Origin of the sequence: Maribellus maritimus (assembly GCF_022267315.1) — a bacterium.
Classification (GTDB): Bacteria; Bacteroidota; Bacteroidia; order Bacteroidales; family Prolixibacteraceae; genus Draconibacterium; species Draconibacterium maritimum.
Map to the genome: position 1 here is coordinate 11,922 of NZ_JAIKLE010000031.1, position 15,858 is coordinate 27,779.

Here is a 15,858-nt window from a genome sequence, read left to right on the forward strand (position 1 = left end):
AAGAATGACAATGAAAAAGATATTTCTAAGATATAGTGCAGTGATAGCAAGCGCCATTCTACTTACGTTTACATCGTGTAATGATTTGGACCTTGCTCCCACGAACAAATTTACAGAAGACAACTACTGGACTTCAGCCGAAAAAGCCAATATGGTCTTAAACATGGCTTACAGTCAAATGTATAATAATGTAAACAATCCCGAAAACGCCAATAGTGATTATTATAATTACTTTTTCAAGACAGAAGCATTATCCGATAATATATATGAAGGCAGAGGATCTTCCGATGAAAAGGCTATTTCCTCGGGTCAGGCAGACGCATCAAACGGGCGTTTTGCAAAAGAATGGGCTGATTGCTATAGAGGGATAAAAACATGCCATACATTTTTAGAAAACGTTGATCGTGTTCCGGATATGGACGAAGCGTTAAAAACAAGAATGGTAGCAGAAGCCCGTTTTATCAGAGCCTATTTATTTTTCAGGTTAACCACCTGGTTTGGAGATGTGCCACTCTTCGATCACGACTTAACATTGTCCGAATCAAAAGAACTTGTCCGAACTCCAAAGGCAGATGTTCTGGCTTTTGTTCGAAACGAGTTAGATGCGGTAGAAACGATTCTTCCAACAAAAGAAGAATATGCAGGTGAAGATGTTGGCCGCATCACTTCAGGAGCTGTTGCTGCTTTTAAAGCCCGTACTTATTTGTACAGCAACGATTGGGAAAATGTGGTTACCAATTGCGAAATGCTGATTAATTCAGATAGTTATGGTGACTATAATCTCTTCTCTTCATATGAAGGACTGTTTTTGCCGGAAAATGAATATAATGATGAGGTGATTCTTGATTTAGCATATGTAGCTTCTTTACGAACTTGGGGGGATTATTATGACTATGCCCCGCTTTCTGTGGGTGCTCGTGTAAATCAAATGGCTCCTACCCAGGAATTGGTTGACAGCTATGTAATGTTAAATGGAAAACCAATTGATGCAACCGGCTCGGGTTATGACGAAAATGATCCCTATGTAAATCGGGATCCGCGGTTGACAGGAACTGTGGTCTATCATGAATTTCCCTGGCAAAAACCGGATGGCAGCATTCAAACCATTTATATCCAACCGGGAACAGCGCCCGACGAATCAGCCGCTGTTGACGAATACCAGGGGCAAGGCACAAATTCAACATCTACAGGGTATTATATGAGAAAGTATTACGACCCAACTTCTTTGGCGAGCTTTACCTCAGGTTTAAACCTCATCCTCATCCGTTATGCCGATGTGTTGCTGATGTATGCAGAAGCTAAAAATGAATTGGGTGAAATGAATGAAACAGTGTGGAACGAAACCATACGCGCCATACGTGAACGTGCCGGTTTTACCGATCCTGAAGCATTGGTTTTTGATTCTTCATGGAGTACTGCTGATTTAAGGTCTATTATCAGAAATGAAAGACGCGTTGAACTGGCATTGGAAGGATTGAGAATATTTGATCTCCGCCGCTGGGAAATCGCTGAAGACGTACTGAATGGCTATCCTCACGGAGCCCAATACGGAGATTCATCCATTGATGGCGGTTATATTCGCCTCGACCAGCGTACCTTTAATCCGGAGCGCGATTATCTGTGGGCTGTTCCGCAATCACAGAAAGACTTAAATCCAAATCTCGGTCAAAATCCCGGATACTAAAAAAAACAAATTCAAACTAGATTAGCATTAAAAATTGATAGAATCATGAAAAAGATATTATTCAAACTAACAGTATTATCTTCTCTAATTTTTGCCTTCCTTGGTTGTGAAGAAGATGAACATCTGAGAGATACCAACGTAACTGCGGTTAACGCTTTTTACGAGCCTGCCGATGGCAAATCAGTAATTTTACAAAGTTCAGCATCGGCTTCCGTTTATTTTGAATGGGAACCGGCCAAAGCTGAAGACAGCGGAATGGTTTTATACGAAGTCGCCTTTGATGTTGAAGGCGGCGATTTCACAAATCCAATTTATAAAATGGCCAGCGACAATACAGGTGGATACAACCACACTACCATCTCACATAAACAATTAAATAAAATTGGTGAACTGGCAGGAATTCCTTCTGCGGAAACAGGGACATTAATCTGGACTGTTTTTTCTTCAAAAGGAATCAATGAACTTCAGGCCAACGAGATACGCACAATCGAAATTACACGCCTGGCAGGTTTTGCCGATGTACCGGTTGATGTTTATGTTACCGGCGAAGGTTCTGAAGGTGGCGACGATTTGTCGCAGGCAAGTATAATGAAAGGCACAGCAGTTGGAGAATATGAAATTTATACCAAACTTACTGCCGGCGAAGCTTACTACTTTACCGATAATAATTCAGGAACACCAAGACAATTTTATACTGAAGACGGATTACTGAAAGAAGGCGAATCATCCAGTACAGTTGCAGAAACAGGTGTTTACCGTATCAACCTTGATTTTAATGTTGGTTCAGCAGTCTATACCCAAATAACTGATGTTCAGTTGTTCTTCTCACCCTTAAACACAGCATTATTCTCGCTTGATTATCAAGGAGGTGGAGTTTGGAAAGCCAATTCTGAACCCATCGAATTCAAACAGGAAGGTTGGGGACGCGACGAACGATACAAATTTTCGCTGACAACTGTTAACAGTGCAGGAGATACTGTGACAGAATGGTGGGGAACACTAAATTCTACCGACAGTCGCCCGAATGCCGACAGCCCTGATTCTTATTATTACATGGCTCCGGCAACCGACGATATCTGGGCTGATAAATGGAAATTTGCCGGTGAAATGGACATGGCTATCGTTGATGTAACCGTATATTTCACTGCCGAAGTACCATACACTCACAAAATTGAAAAAGTGGGAGATCAATAGCTGAAATAAAAAACATATTGAATTGGGGCAGGCTTAAATGTCTGCCCCAAAATTATTTTAATAAAATAAAGTTACAGTAATGAAAAAGATATATTATTTCATATTAATTGCAGTTCTGGCGATTTTTCAGGCATGCGAAAAAGAAGAGACGATAATTGACAACGGCGAAGATGATGTAACAGACTGGATCACTGCCGCTGACAGTAGCAGCGAAAATTTTATTTATTCGTTCTGGAATACTTCAGACAAATATTTCAACTATGGGAATAATAGCTCAACCGACTTTCATTACTGGCCTCAGGCACATGCTTTAGATGTAGTTATAGATGCTTATTTGCGCACAGGTGATAACTTATATAAAACCACAATCGATGATTGGTATGAAGGTGTGAATGCAAAAAACGGAAACACTTTTTTCAATGTATTCTACGATGATATGGAATGGAACGCATTGGCAATGCTCCGTGCATACAATGCTACCAACGATGAGCGTTACAAAACAGCAGCTCTTTCGGTTTGGGAAGACATAAAAACCGGCTGGAACGACAATGCAGGTGGTGGAATTGCCTGGAAAAAAGACCAACCTTACAGTAAAAATGCATGCTCCAACGGACCTGCTTGTATTTTGGCAGCCCGACTGTACCAGCAATTTGGCGACGAAGCCGATAAAGAATGGGCAATAAAAATTTACGACTGGGAAAAAGAAGAACTGTTCAACCCTGCCAATGGTGCAGTTTACGACAACATTGACAGCAGAACCGGAGACATACAAACTTCCTGGATTTTTACTTACAACCAGGGAACGTTTCTTGGCTCGGCATTGGAACTCTATAATATTACCGGGGAAAAAGGCTATTTAAACGATGCTCAAAAAGCCGCCGATTATACACTGAATAATCTGGTTAACAGCAACGACCGTTTGTTAAAAGATGAAGGCAATGGCGACGGCGGTCTGTTTAAAGGAATATTCGTAAGATATTTTACCCAACTAATTCTTCACCCCGATGTGTCAGCAGGAACACAAAACCGCTATCTGCAATTTTTGAAATACAACGCAGAAACACTTTGGACAACAGGAACAAACAAACAATTGATTTTATACGGAACATATTGGAAATCGAAACCAGGCACCACAACCGACCTAACCACACAAACGAGCGGAGTAATGCTAATTGAAGCAGCTGCTTTGCTAAATGAGAAAGGACTATTATCGGAATAATCTGTTAAAAACACAAACCAATTAAATAAATCCTGTATCCATAATCAAAGCTTTAAAATTCGACCTGTTACTATGAAACCAATTCTTTTTATTCTGTCAACCATCGTTGTTTTAGCAAGCTGTAACTCACTTTCTGAAAAACAACTTACAAAATACGTGAATCCATTTTTGGGAACTGCACCTCTTACTGACAGTGTTGACGTTGGCTACAATCCTCCAAAAGACTGGCGTGTTTGGGCCGGACTAACCTACCCCGGCGCTTCATTGCCAAATGCCATGGTTCAGTTAAGCCCGATTACCGAATGGCACAGTGGCGCCGGTTACGAATACGAAGACACAACGATTTATGCTTTTACACACACCAATAAAGGCCACTGGAACTTGTGCCATATTCCAATTCTGCCAGTTACTGAAAATTTTGAAACAAACGATTTTGGTTCTACTTTCAGTCACGAAAATGAATCAGCTGAACCAGGTTATTATCAGGTTTATCTGGAACGCTATGAAATTAATACAGAGCTGACAACAACATTACATTGTGGCTTTCATAAATATGAATATCCTGAGGAAAAACCGAAGAAATTGATTGTAAATCTCTCGCAGTCAAACGAAAGGATACGCGACTGGAATATTGAACAGGAAGGAGACAATGTTTTTAAAGGCTTTCAAAACACAGGCGATCATATTTATTTCTATGCCAAAGCAAACCAGCCAATTTCGAACCTTGAAATTTTAGGTGAAGAACGTCAGCAAATCGCCGTAATTTCATTTGACAGTTCCAACAAACGCAAAACTTTGGAAATTCAAATAGCTCTTTCGTATGTAAGTACAGAAAATGCCAAACAAAACCTGGAAGCTGAACTTTCAGAAAAAGATTTTGCAGAAGTAAAAAAAGAAGCCTCGGAAATATGGGAAGAACTGCTTTCAAAAATAAAGGTTACAGGTGGAACCGAACGCCAGAAAGAACTCTTTTATTCCTCATTATACCGCTCATTTTTATGGCCGGCATTACGCAGCGATGTCAGCGGCGATTTTACCGATGCCAGCGGAAATGTTGTTAATAAAGGTTTTCGTTATTACACCAATCCATCATTGTGGGATACCTACCGAAACAAACTGGTTCTGTTGGGAATGCTGTCGCCCGATGTTACCGCCGATATTATTCAGTCGCTAATCGATAAAGGAGAAAAAACCGGGTTTATGCCTACTTTTTTTCATGGCGACCATGCTGCTCCGTTTATTGCCGGTTCGTATTTACGCGGAATAAAAAATTATGACGTAAACAGCGCTTACGGGTTATTGCTGAATAATGCGACCAAAGAAGGTGGCACACGGCCACATATTTCAGAATACATTGAAAAAGGATACATTTCAACGCCTGAAGTTGAAAATCCACATGTGGAAACCAAAGCAAAAGCAGGAGTTACCAAAACGTTGGAATTTGCTTATGACGATTATGCGGTAGCATTGCTTGCCAAAGAGTTGGAAAAAACAGACGACTACAAAATGCTAATAAACCGTACAAAAAATTATAAAAATCTGTTTGATCCGACAACCGGATTAATGCGTGGGCGTTTGGAAAACGGAAACTGGGTCAGTAATTTTAATCCTGAATATCCATATTACGAATACATGTACCGTGAAGCCAACGCATGGCAATCTACCTTTTTTGCACCACACGATACCAAAGGCCTGATTGACCTTTATTCAAACAAAGAAGAATTTGAAAACAAACTTGATTCGTTGTTTTCAATTCCCTGGAACGGAAATTATATCGCACGAAATGTTTCGTCTTTTATCGGGCAATATTGCCATGGAAACCAACCGGCCCACAGTGCACCGTATCTGTACACTTTTATTGACAAGCAGGAAAAATCGCAGGCTATACTCGACAGTATTATAAATCATTTTTACGGAATGGGGGAACACGGACTGGCACTCTGCGGGATGGACGATGCCGGTGAAATGTCTTCCTGGTATGTTTTTGCTGCAATGGGATTTTATCCTTATTCTCCCGCGAATGCAGAATATATCGTTTCTGTTCCTGTATTCGATAAGATTGAGTTAAATTTAACCGGTGAAAAAAAATCTGTCATTCAAAAAGAAAATAATGGCAAAAAAATCAAAGAGATAACCTTTAATGAAGAAAGAATTAACGGCTATTTTATTTCAGACAAGCAATTGAAAACAGGAGGAAATATTATTATCAAAACAGAATAATCAACCATATTAAGATACTGAAAGATGACAAAAAGGAGAGAATTTATAAAAACCGGGACCTTAACCGTAGCAGGATTGGCTTTTCCCGGAACTTCAGGAGTGTTGGCAGCTTCGGGTAAAAAAGGCTATACAAGCAACAGACCGGCAGTGAGCAAGCGTAACTTCACATCAAAAGCCGTGGAAAAAGCCATTGCAGAAACAAAGGCAAAAATTAAAGACCCAAAACTGGCCTGGATGTTTGAAAATTGTTATCCAAACACATTAGACACAACAGTGGAGTTTGGAACCAAGAACGGAAAACCTGATACTTTTGTCATTACCGGAGATATTCATGCCATGTGGCTTCGCGATTCAACAGCACAGGTTTGGCCTTATTTACCATTAACCAGCGAGGATGAGCAACTAAAAAAACTGATTGCGGGTGTTGTCAATCGTCAGACACAGTGTGTATTGCTCGATTCTTTCGCCAATGCCTTCAATAAAACAGAAGAAGAAGAGGTTCACTGGATGAGCGACCACACGGACATGAAAAAAGGTCTGCATGAACGAAAATGGGAAATTGATTCACTTTGTTATACCGTCAGGTTAGCATACAACTACTGGAAAACAACCGGCGACGACTCTGTTTTTGACAGTGACTGGCAAAAAGCCGCCAAAACAATTGTTCACACCTTTAAAACACAGCAACGAAAAGATGGTTTAGGCCCGTATAAATTTGAAAGAACTACCGCTAAACAGTTAGATACTCTATCAAATAACGGCTGGGGGCGTCCGTTAAACCCGGTTGGATTGATCAACTCTGCATTTCGTCCGTCCGATGACGCAACGACATATGGCTTTTTAATCCCTTCAAATTTATTTGCAGTCGTTTCATTAAAACAACTGGCGGAAATTAGTACCGGGATTACAGGCAATAAAACCTTTGCAAAAGAATGCAACGAACTTGCAAATGAAGTAGAAAATGCAATAAAAAAATACGCCGTCGTAGAGCATCCCAAATACGGAAAAGTGTATGCTTTTGAAGTAGACGGATTCGGCAACCACACATTTATGGACGATGCCAACGTACCGAGTCTACTGGCACTCCCCTATCTTGGTTTAGTGGATAAAAACGACAAAATTTACCAGAACACACGCAAACTGGTTTGGAGTGAAGATAATCCATACTTTTTTAAAGGAAAAGCAGCCGAAGGCATTGGCGGTCCGCATGTGGGGTATAATATGGTTTGGCCAATGAGTATCATTATGAGAGCCAATACCAGTTCCTCCGACAATGAAATAGCGTGGTGTATAAAAACCTTGCGTAACACAGATGCAGATACCGGTTTTATGCATGAAACATTTCATAAAGATGACCCAGCCAATTTCACCCGTTCCTGGTTTGCCTGGGCAAATACGCTCTTTGGTGAATTAATTTTGAGATTGGTAAACGAAGGAAAAGAAAACTTATTAGAAACCTAAGGTTCAAAACAGAACTTTTTCACCTTCCATTTTGACGGGAGATAAAGAATAGCAACATTAAAAACCATCTGTAAGTATCAGATGGTTTTTACAAATCTTACTTATAACCATTTGGCATCATACAAATTCTGTTTCCCTTTGAAACAGAATTCAATATAAACAATAACCTTTGGAAATAAACGATATGTTAAAATCATCTTTAAATCGAATCGTCGCAATTTTTATTACCGTAATTTTTCTTGGGGCATGTGTGTCTCAGCAACCGGAAAAAGAAGAAGAAGCGGGAGCTGAATTCCGTGCACCGGCTTATCCTTTAATTACCATCGATCCCTATACCAGTGCTTGGTCAACAACAGATCAGCTTTTCGATTCTCCGGTAAAACACTGGACAGGCCGCAATCATTCATTAATTGGAGCAGTGCGCGTTGACGGACAAACGTACCGTTTTTTAGGAAAAGAAGAAATTCCGTTACAACCTGTTCTTCCCAATGCAAAATACGAAGCATGGCAGGGAAAATTTGTAACTGAAAAACCGGGAGCAGGTTGGGAAAAAACAGATTTTAATGACAACAACTGGAAAACCGGAGAAGCAGCCTTTGGAACAAAAGGAATGGAGCAGGCGCGTACAGTTTGGGAAACCCCTGAAATATGGGTTCGACGTGAATTTACTTTACCGGAAAATGACGCAACAAAACTGTACATGGTCTATTCCCACGACGATGACTTTAAACTTTATCTGAACGGGACCGAGATTGTAAATACAGGCCGGAATGCAAAAAGTAATGTTGTTCTGGAGTTGGACAAAAGTTTACTAAACAAGGGCAAAAACACAATTGCAGCTCACTGTCTAGACCGTGGCGGGTTGGCCTATGTCGACTTTGGCATTTTTAAAGAAAGCGAACAAAAACAAATTTTTGCACAAACAGCCATTCAAAACAGTGTAAAAATTACTGCCACACAAACCAAGTATAACTTTTCCTGTGGCCCTGTAAGCCTGGATATTGAATTTGTTTCGCCATTATTGATGAACGATTTGGATATTCTTTCCCGTCCGGTGAATTATATAAACTATGAAGTAGCATCCAATGACGGGAAAAACCATGAAGTAGAAGTTTACTTTGAAGCCACTCCTGAGTGGGCCGTAAATGAACTGAGCCAGGAAGTAGAGGTAACAACTGGCAAAACCGGCAACATCAACTTTGCCAAAACCGGAACAACAGAGCAGCCTGTTTTAGAGAAAAAAGGCGACAATGTACGAATCGATTGGGGCTACTTTTATTTGGCAACACAGGAAAAAGAAGGCAATACAATAGCAGTTGGTGATTTTGATGCCATAAAAAGTTCATTTGCGGATAATGGAACTTTAAGCTCTTCTGAAAATAAAATCACAACAGTTATGACCAAATCAATGCCGGTACTGGCCTGCGCTGACAACCTTGGAAAAGTTTCTTCAAAACCGGCAAAGGGTTATGTTATGCTGGCATACAACGACATTGAATCCATTCAGTATTTTGGGAATAACCTGAAAGCCTGGTGGACAAAAGAAGGAGCCGTGGGTTTTGACGAAGCTTTAACATCTGCTGCGAATGATTATGAAAGTATTATGTTGCAATGTGATGCTGTGGATACAAAAATTTACGAGGAAGCATTGTCTGCCGGAGGCGAAAATTACGCGCGGCTTTGTTTGCTGGCGTACCGTCAATCCATTGCAGCCCACAAGCTGACAAAAGATAAAGAAGGAAACACGCTTTTCCTTTCCAAAGAAAATTTCAGTAACGGTTCTATCGGAACAGTGGATGTAACTTATCCTTCCGCTCCTTTATTCCTGAAATATAATCCGGAGTTATTAAAAGGAATGCTAAACCCGATTTTTTATTATTCTGAAAGCGGGAAATGGACCAAACCATTTGCGGCACACGATGTGGGAACTTACCCCAAAGCCAACGGGCAAACCTATGGCGGCGATATGCCGGTGGAAGAGTGCGGAAATATGATAATCCTTACAACCGCAATTGCCGATGCCGAAGGAAATGCTGATTACGCAGCCAAACACTGGGAAGTATTAACAACCTGGGCAAATTACCTGATGGAAAATGGGCTTGATCCGGAAAACCAACTTTGTACAGATGACTTTGCCGGACACTTTGCGCACAATGTAAACCTTTCGGCAAAAGCCATTATGGGAATCGCCGGATATGGAAAGTTAGCGGAAACACTGGGCAAAACAGATATTGCAGAAAAATACACCACGGAAGCAAAACAAATGGCGCAGGAATGGATAAAAATGGCTGAAGATGGCGACCACTTTCGGTTAACTTTTGACCAGCCGGGAACCTGGAGCCAGAAATACAACCTGGTTTGGGATAAATTACTGAACCTTGGAATCTTCCCGGAAACGGTAGCGCAAAAAGAAATAGCTTATTATCTAACCAAACAGAATAAATATGGTTTGCCGTTGGATAACCGAAGAACCTATACCAAAGCCGACTGGATTGTCTGGACAGCTACACTGGCAAACGACAAGGCTACTTTCCAAAAATTTATAGATCCGCTGTATGGCTTTGTTACAGATACACCCGACCGTGTTCCTATGTCCGACTGGTACGAAACCCCGGATGCTAAGCAGGTTGGTTTCCAGGCGCGATCAGTTGTTGGAGGCTACTTTATTAAAATGCTGGAAAAATAATTTTTGAACAAGCAATAATGCAACGTTTTTTTTTATTTTCTCTTTTCATTTTTACAAGTTTTATCTCGTGTCATCATAAAACAACTCCTCAAGAAAATAAGGCCGTACAAATTGATGAAACTTTCACAAATCCCGTTTGGGAAGGAGCTGATCCCTGGATGGTTAAACAAGGTGATAATTATATCTATTGTTTTTCCTCAAATAATGGAATCTTGGTTTCCCGCTCAAAATTAATGACAAAAAGAGGAGAAGCAAAAGAAATATGGCATGCCCCAAAAACCGGTTGGAACAGCAACTGCATTTGGGCACCTGAAATTCATTTTATCGAAGGACATTGGTATGTTTATTATGCAGCGGGCAAATCGGGACCGCCTTTCATCCATCAGCGAACTGGCGTGTTGCGTTCAAAAACCAGTGATGTTTTTAGCGATTATGAAGACATGGGAGTATTAAACACCGGTGGTGATCCGGATGATATTTCAAAAAATGTTTGGGCCATTGATATGACTGTTTTTGAATATCACGAAAAATTATATGCTGTTTGGTCAGGATGGCAAAAGCAAGTTGATACCGACGCTACTCCGCAACATTTATACATTCAGGAGATGGAAAATCCCTATACCTTAAAAGGGAAGCGGGTTTTGTTGTCTTCGCCGGAAGAAGAATGGGAAACCGGAGGTCCACTGAATTTAAATGAAGGCCCCGAAGTTCTCAAACACGATGACCAGATTTTTATTATTTATTCCTGTCGTGAATCGTGGCTAAAAGAGTACCGCCAGGGAATGCTGCAACTAAAACATCCGGAAGATGATCCGCTCAATCCTGAAAACTGGACAAAAAAAGGCCCTGTTTTCGAAGGAAACGAAAAAGTATTTGGTGTGGGGCACGTATCATTTGTAAAATCGCCCGACGATAAAGAGGATTGGATTGTTTATCATTCAAAAAAAGATACCGTCCCGGGTTGGAATCGTGATGTGCGAATGCAGCCTTTTACCTGGAACAGAGAAGGAACGCCAAATTTTGGTGAAGCAATTGAGACAGGAAAAAAAATTAAAAGACCTTCGGGAGAAATTGAAATGGAAAAAAATGGTAACTTTTAAAAATAATGAAACGAACTATACTACTCCTGGCAACATTAATGCTACTTAACTTTTGCACAAAGCCGGCAAAAGAAAAAAAGAAAGCATTTTATACGAATCCGGTTATTGCCGGTGATTTTCCGGATCCCACCATTATTCGAGTAGGAGACACTTACTATGCTGCCGGAACAAGTAACGATTTTGCTCCAAATTATCCGGTCTACGAATCAAAAGATCTCATCAACTGGAAACGAACTGGCGCTGTTTTTAATCAGCCACCGGAGTGGGCTTCTGAGGATTTTTGGGCTCCTGAACTATTTTGGCACAACGAGACTTTTTACATGTATTATACAACCAAACGGAAAGACAACGGAGTGGCATGTATTGGAGTGGCAACTACAAAAAACATTCATAAGGGTTTTACTGACCATGGGATTATTATCGAATGGGGAGAAGAGGCTATTGATGCGTTCGTATTTCGTGATGACGATGGGAAATTGTACATCACATGGAAAGCTTATGGTTTGACCCAAGGCCGGGATATCGAGATACTGGGTTCTGAATTAAGTGACGATGGTTTAGGTTTAAAAGGTTCGCATTTTACGCTCACCGATCACAACAAAGGTTGGCAGGGTGCCGGCGACGAAGGCCAGTGCCTGGTAAAACACAACAACTATTACTACCTGTTTTATTCGGTTGGAGGTTGCTGCGACAATCGTTGTGATTACCGTGTTCGTGTCGCCCGTTCAAAAAACCTTAAGTCGGGGTGGGAACAATATCCTGAACCAATTTTAAAAGGTGGGGAGGAATGGCGTTGTCCCGGGCACGGTACTTTGGTAAACACACCCGACAACCGCTATTTCTATTTGTACCACTCATATAACGCTGTCGATTTCGAATACATTGGAAGACAGGGAATGCTGGGCGAAGTACTCTGGGATGCCCAAACCGGATGGCCTTATTTCAAAAGCAGCACACCAACTGTCACTGCTGAGGTTCCGTTTACAAACACCGTACAAAAGAAGGATACCATTTTTAATGACGACTTTTCTTCTGACAAATATTTGCCGTTTTGGGAATGGGAGGTCAATCATCCCAAACCCGGAATCCAGGTAGTTGATGGTGAAATGATTGTTTCCCCGGCAGAAGACGGGGTAAATTTTCTGGGGCTTCGTCCTGAAACCGGAGATTACCGAATGACTGCGGAAACGATTCAAACTAATGGTTTGGGGGGCATAGGAGTATACAGCAACCGCGACTACTTGATTGCACTTACTACTAATAAATCAGAGTTAGTTCTTTTCAAGATTCAAAAAGGGAAAAAAGAAATTCTGGCTGCAGAGCCAATCAATGAAATGGGAGCGGTTTATTTAAGATATGAAGCCACAAATGGCAAATATTTTGAATTCTTTTGGTCTGAAAACGGCGAAGAATGGCTCCCCGTTAATGTTGGAAATGAATACCAGCTTGATGGCACATTTATCGCCCAATGGGGATACTCGCCACGTGCCGGTTTTATTGTGGAAGGTGATGTAAACAACGACTTCCGTTTTAACAATTTAAAAATTGAATATTATTATTGATTGTCAACATGATACAACTATTACATTTTCTTATGAAAAAAATAAATTTTACAAGTTTGTTTCTACTATTTTCAGTATTTGCTTTAATAGCAGTAAACGGAAAGGCCCAGGAAAAAACCTCTGGAAACCCGGTATTTGAAGGTTGGTATGCTGATCCGGAAGGAATAATTTTTGATAACAATTATTGGATTTATCCCACCTACTCAGCACCTTATGAAGAACAGGTTTTTATGGATGCTTTTTCTTCACCCGATTTGGTTCAGTGGACAAAACACAAACACATTATCGATACTACGGCGGTAAAATGGGCACAAAAAGCCATGTGGGCGCCGGCAATTATTAAAAAAGACGGACACTATTTTTTGTTTTTCGCTGCTAACGATATCCAAAGCAACAAAGAAACGGGAGGTATTGGAATTGGAATTGCGGAACAACCGGAAGGGCCTTACAAAGACTATCTCGGAAAACCTTTGCTTGATAAATTTTATAACGGGGCGCAACCCATCGACCAGTTTATTTTTCACGACAAAGACGGACAATACTATATGATTTACGGGGGCTGGCGACATTGTAACATTGTAAAAATGAAAGATGACTTTACCGGTTTTGTACCTTTTGAAGACGGCACAACTTTTAAGGAAATAACACCCGAAGGATACGTGGAAGGCCCGGTTATGTTCATCCGAAACGGAAAGTACTATTTTATGTGGAGTGAAGGCGGATGGACCGGCCCGAATTACAGCGTAGCATATGCGATTGCAGATTCTCCGTTTGGCCCTTTTAAACGCATTGGCAAAATATTGAAACAGGATCCTGAGGTTGCAACCGGAGCCGGTCATCATTCAGTAATTCAAATTCCGGGAAAGGACGAGTACTACATCGTTTACCATCGTCGCCCCCTAAGCGAAACCGATGGCAACCATCGTGTAACTTGTGTCGACCGAATGGATTTTGATGAGAAAGGCCACATAAAACCGGTAAAAATTACTTTTGAAGGAGTCAATCCCAGGCCTCTAAAATAGATCGGATTTGTATTTTTGGCTAACACTAAATCTTTTGGGTTAATAATCCGCAACGATAGAAAAGGATTAAAATAAAACAGCCCCCGACTCCTCTTCCATTTTAGCTCAAAGTAATCTTTCAAGCAAAAATCGTTTTTATTCAGTCGTCTTACAGACTGTAGCGACTGAAGCTTCCACGGTTACCAAATTCACAAAATGAACTACCCCGCTGCAAGCAGACGGGGTATCACAAAGGAATGAGTTCGTCAATTCGCTGCAAGCAGCGGGGAACTAACCCCAAAGTAATTAGAATTAATACCAAGGAAATATCAATCCCAGTAAACTTCATGGAAACTCCAGGTTAATATCCCCTCTATGGCGCAAAAGTAAAGATTTCAGCAAAGCCAGGTAGCTACCCAACAATGGAGATTTACCGATTTGGGACTTACAACCACTTCATTTTCCACAAAGGATGCGAAATTTGTAAACCAGGTTTCAAACAATTATGATTGGAAATTTAACTGGATGTCGGCAGATGAAAAAGAAGAACCTATAAATGTTAACGTAAAGGCTGAGAACATGAAGGATTTAACGATGATTTTATTCGTGCCATGGCAGAGTTTTATTCCCTTTTTTTTTCGGCTGGGGTTACCATACGATATCCGGACTTTGCCGGGAGCTCCCGGATTCGCACACAGATTTCATGAAAAAAATTTGATCCTTCTGCTCATTCTGGCGAATTTGTAAAGGGCACCATTGAACAAATAAATTTTGATGCATCGTTAACTAATACAAATGCAATTGGAGATGTTCACGGCAATGCATCCCGGGAGGGTTTTCAAAACTACCGGCCATTTTAAAAAGGCCATTTAACATTGTTAAGGGAGACAAACGACCCGCACTGTAGCTATAATTTGCACTTCAATTTTATAACAGGGAAATGTACAAATTAGAAACCTTATTAAAGGCCGGGTAATCGACATCAGTGATTTTAAAAGCCTTCCTGTTGAAATGGAACAAGGAGCATATTAATTTTTTAAGCTACCAGGTAATTGATAAAAACTTCAAAACAAATCGTTTGCTAAAGGCAAAATAATTCTACCGGTATTAGAATTATGAGAGGAAAAGTACAAAGTACAACAACGCAACAAATCCGTATTCGCTTAGATTTTCTTTTAGGAACTTTCGTGCTTTGGTCATGTGATCTTCCACTGTTTTTAATGAAATATTTAATTCATTTGCTACAAACTGATTCGTGTATCCTTTTTCTTTACACATCACATAAATACGTTGCCTTTGGGGAGGAAGTTTTTCAATCAATTCCTGCACTTTTTCAGCTAACAGATCATAATTAACTTTCGACTCTGTATCAATACTATTATCAACAACTTCAAATTTCAAATTTTCAAGATAATTTTTTTCAGAAAGCTTTTTTCGGAAAACGGAGATGATGGTATTTTTTGCTACAGTAAAAAGATAGGCTTCCAGATTTGAGTTCTTTTTTAAATTCTTTCTGCTATTCCAAAGATTCACAAACACTTCCTGAACAATATCAAGCGAATCTGCCTCTGACTTTAAATAGCCGAATGCAAAATGATAAAGCCTGGAGCTGTAATCGTCATAAAGTTCATTTACCACTGCCTTATCACCAGAAATCAATCGTTTGACGCGTTTATCCTCATCCATATTCAATTAGTTTACCCGGCTTTGCAAAAGTATAAAAATGTTTTA

Annotated in this window: 11 protein-coding genes; 10 read left to right on the forward strand and 1 reads right to left on the reverse strand. The window is 40.4% G+C overall.

Annotation, left to right across the window (positions count from 1 at the left end; all coding sequences use genetic code 11):
* Positions 1–10 precede the first annotated feature (10 nt).
* The 10 genes from K5G00_RS21865 (at position 11) to K5G00_RS21910 (ending at position 14,874) form a co-directional block, all read left to right on the forward strand.
* Positions 11–1,684, forward strand: a complete 1,674-nt coding sequence (locus K5G00_RS21865) for a RagB/SusD family nutrient uptake outer membrane protein (protein WP_238768500.1) — start codon at positions 11–13, stop codon at positions 1,682–1,684.
* Positions 1,685–1,729: 45 nt separating this feature from the next.
* Positions 1,730–2,878: a SusE domain-containing protein gene (locus K5G00_RS21870; RefSeq protein WP_238768502.1), complete on the forward strand. Its 1,149-nt coding sequence runs from the start codon at positions 1,730–1,732 to the stop codon at positions 2,876–2,878.
* A 79-nt stretch (positions 2,879–2,957) separates the two neighbouring features.
* A complete protein-coding gene (locus tag K5G00_RS21875; RefSeq protein WP_238768504.1) occupies positions 2,958–4,097 on the forward strand; it encodes a glycoside hydrolase family 76 protein in 1,140 nt (379 codons plus the stop codon).
* A gap of 72 nt (positions 4,098–4,169) precedes the next feature.
* Positions 4,170–6,317: a GH92 family glycosyl hydrolase gene (locus tag K5G00_RS21880; protein ID WP_238768506.1), complete on the forward strand. Its 2,148-nt coding sequence runs from the start codon at positions 4,170–4,172 to the stop codon at positions 6,315–6,317.
* Between the two features lie 24 nt (positions 6,318–6,341).
* Positions 6,342–7,778: a glycoside hydrolase family 125 protein gene (locus K5G00_RS21885; protein ID WP_238768508.1), complete on the forward strand. Its 1,437-nt coding sequence runs from the start codon at positions 6,342–6,344 to the stop codon at positions 7,776–7,778.
* A gap of 184 nt (positions 7,779–7,962) precedes the next feature.
* Entirely contained in the window at positions 7,963–10,464 is a 2,502-nt protein-coding gene (locus K5G00_RS21890) for a glutaminase domain-containing protein (protein WP_238768510.1), read from the forward strand.
* A 17-nt stretch (positions 10,465–10,481) separates the two neighbouring features.
* On the forward strand, positions 10,482–11,564 hold the full coding sequence (locus tag K5G00_RS21895) for a glycoside hydrolase family 43 protein (protein ID WP_238768512.1): 1,083 nt from the start codon (positions 10,482–10,484) through the stop codon (positions 11,562–11,564).
* A 5-nt stretch (positions 11,565–11,569) separates the two neighbouring features.
* Positions 11,570–13,126: a glycoside hydrolase family 43 protein gene (locus K5G00_RS21900; protein WP_238768514.1), complete on the forward strand. Its 1,557-nt coding sequence runs from the start codon at positions 11,570–11,572 to the stop codon at positions 13,124–13,126.
* A gap of 32 nt (positions 13,127–13,158) precedes the next feature.
* The gene (locus K5G00_RS21905) at positions 13,159–14,148 is read left to right on the forward strand and encodes a glycoside hydrolase family 43 protein (RefSeq protein WP_238768515.1); all 990 of its coding nucleotides are present in this window, start codon (positions 13,159–13,161) and stop codon (positions 14,146–14,148) included.
* Positions 14,149–14,565: 417 nt separating this feature from the next.
* A complete protein-coding gene (locus K5G00_RS21910; RefSeq protein ID WP_238768517.1) occupies positions 14,566–14,874 on the forward strand; it encodes a hypothetical protein in 309 nt (102 codons plus the stop codon).
* Between the two features lie 366 nt (positions 14,875–15,240).
* Here the strand turns inward: K5G00_RS21910 and K5G00_RS21915 are convergent, their stop codons facing one another.
* On the reverse strand, positions 15,241–15,813 hold the full coding sequence (locus K5G00_RS21915) for an RNA polymerase sigma factor (RefSeq protein WP_238768519.1): 573 nt from the start codon (positions 15,811–15,813) through the stop codon (positions 15,241–15,243).
* Positions 15,814–15,858: the final 45 nt, after the last annotated feature.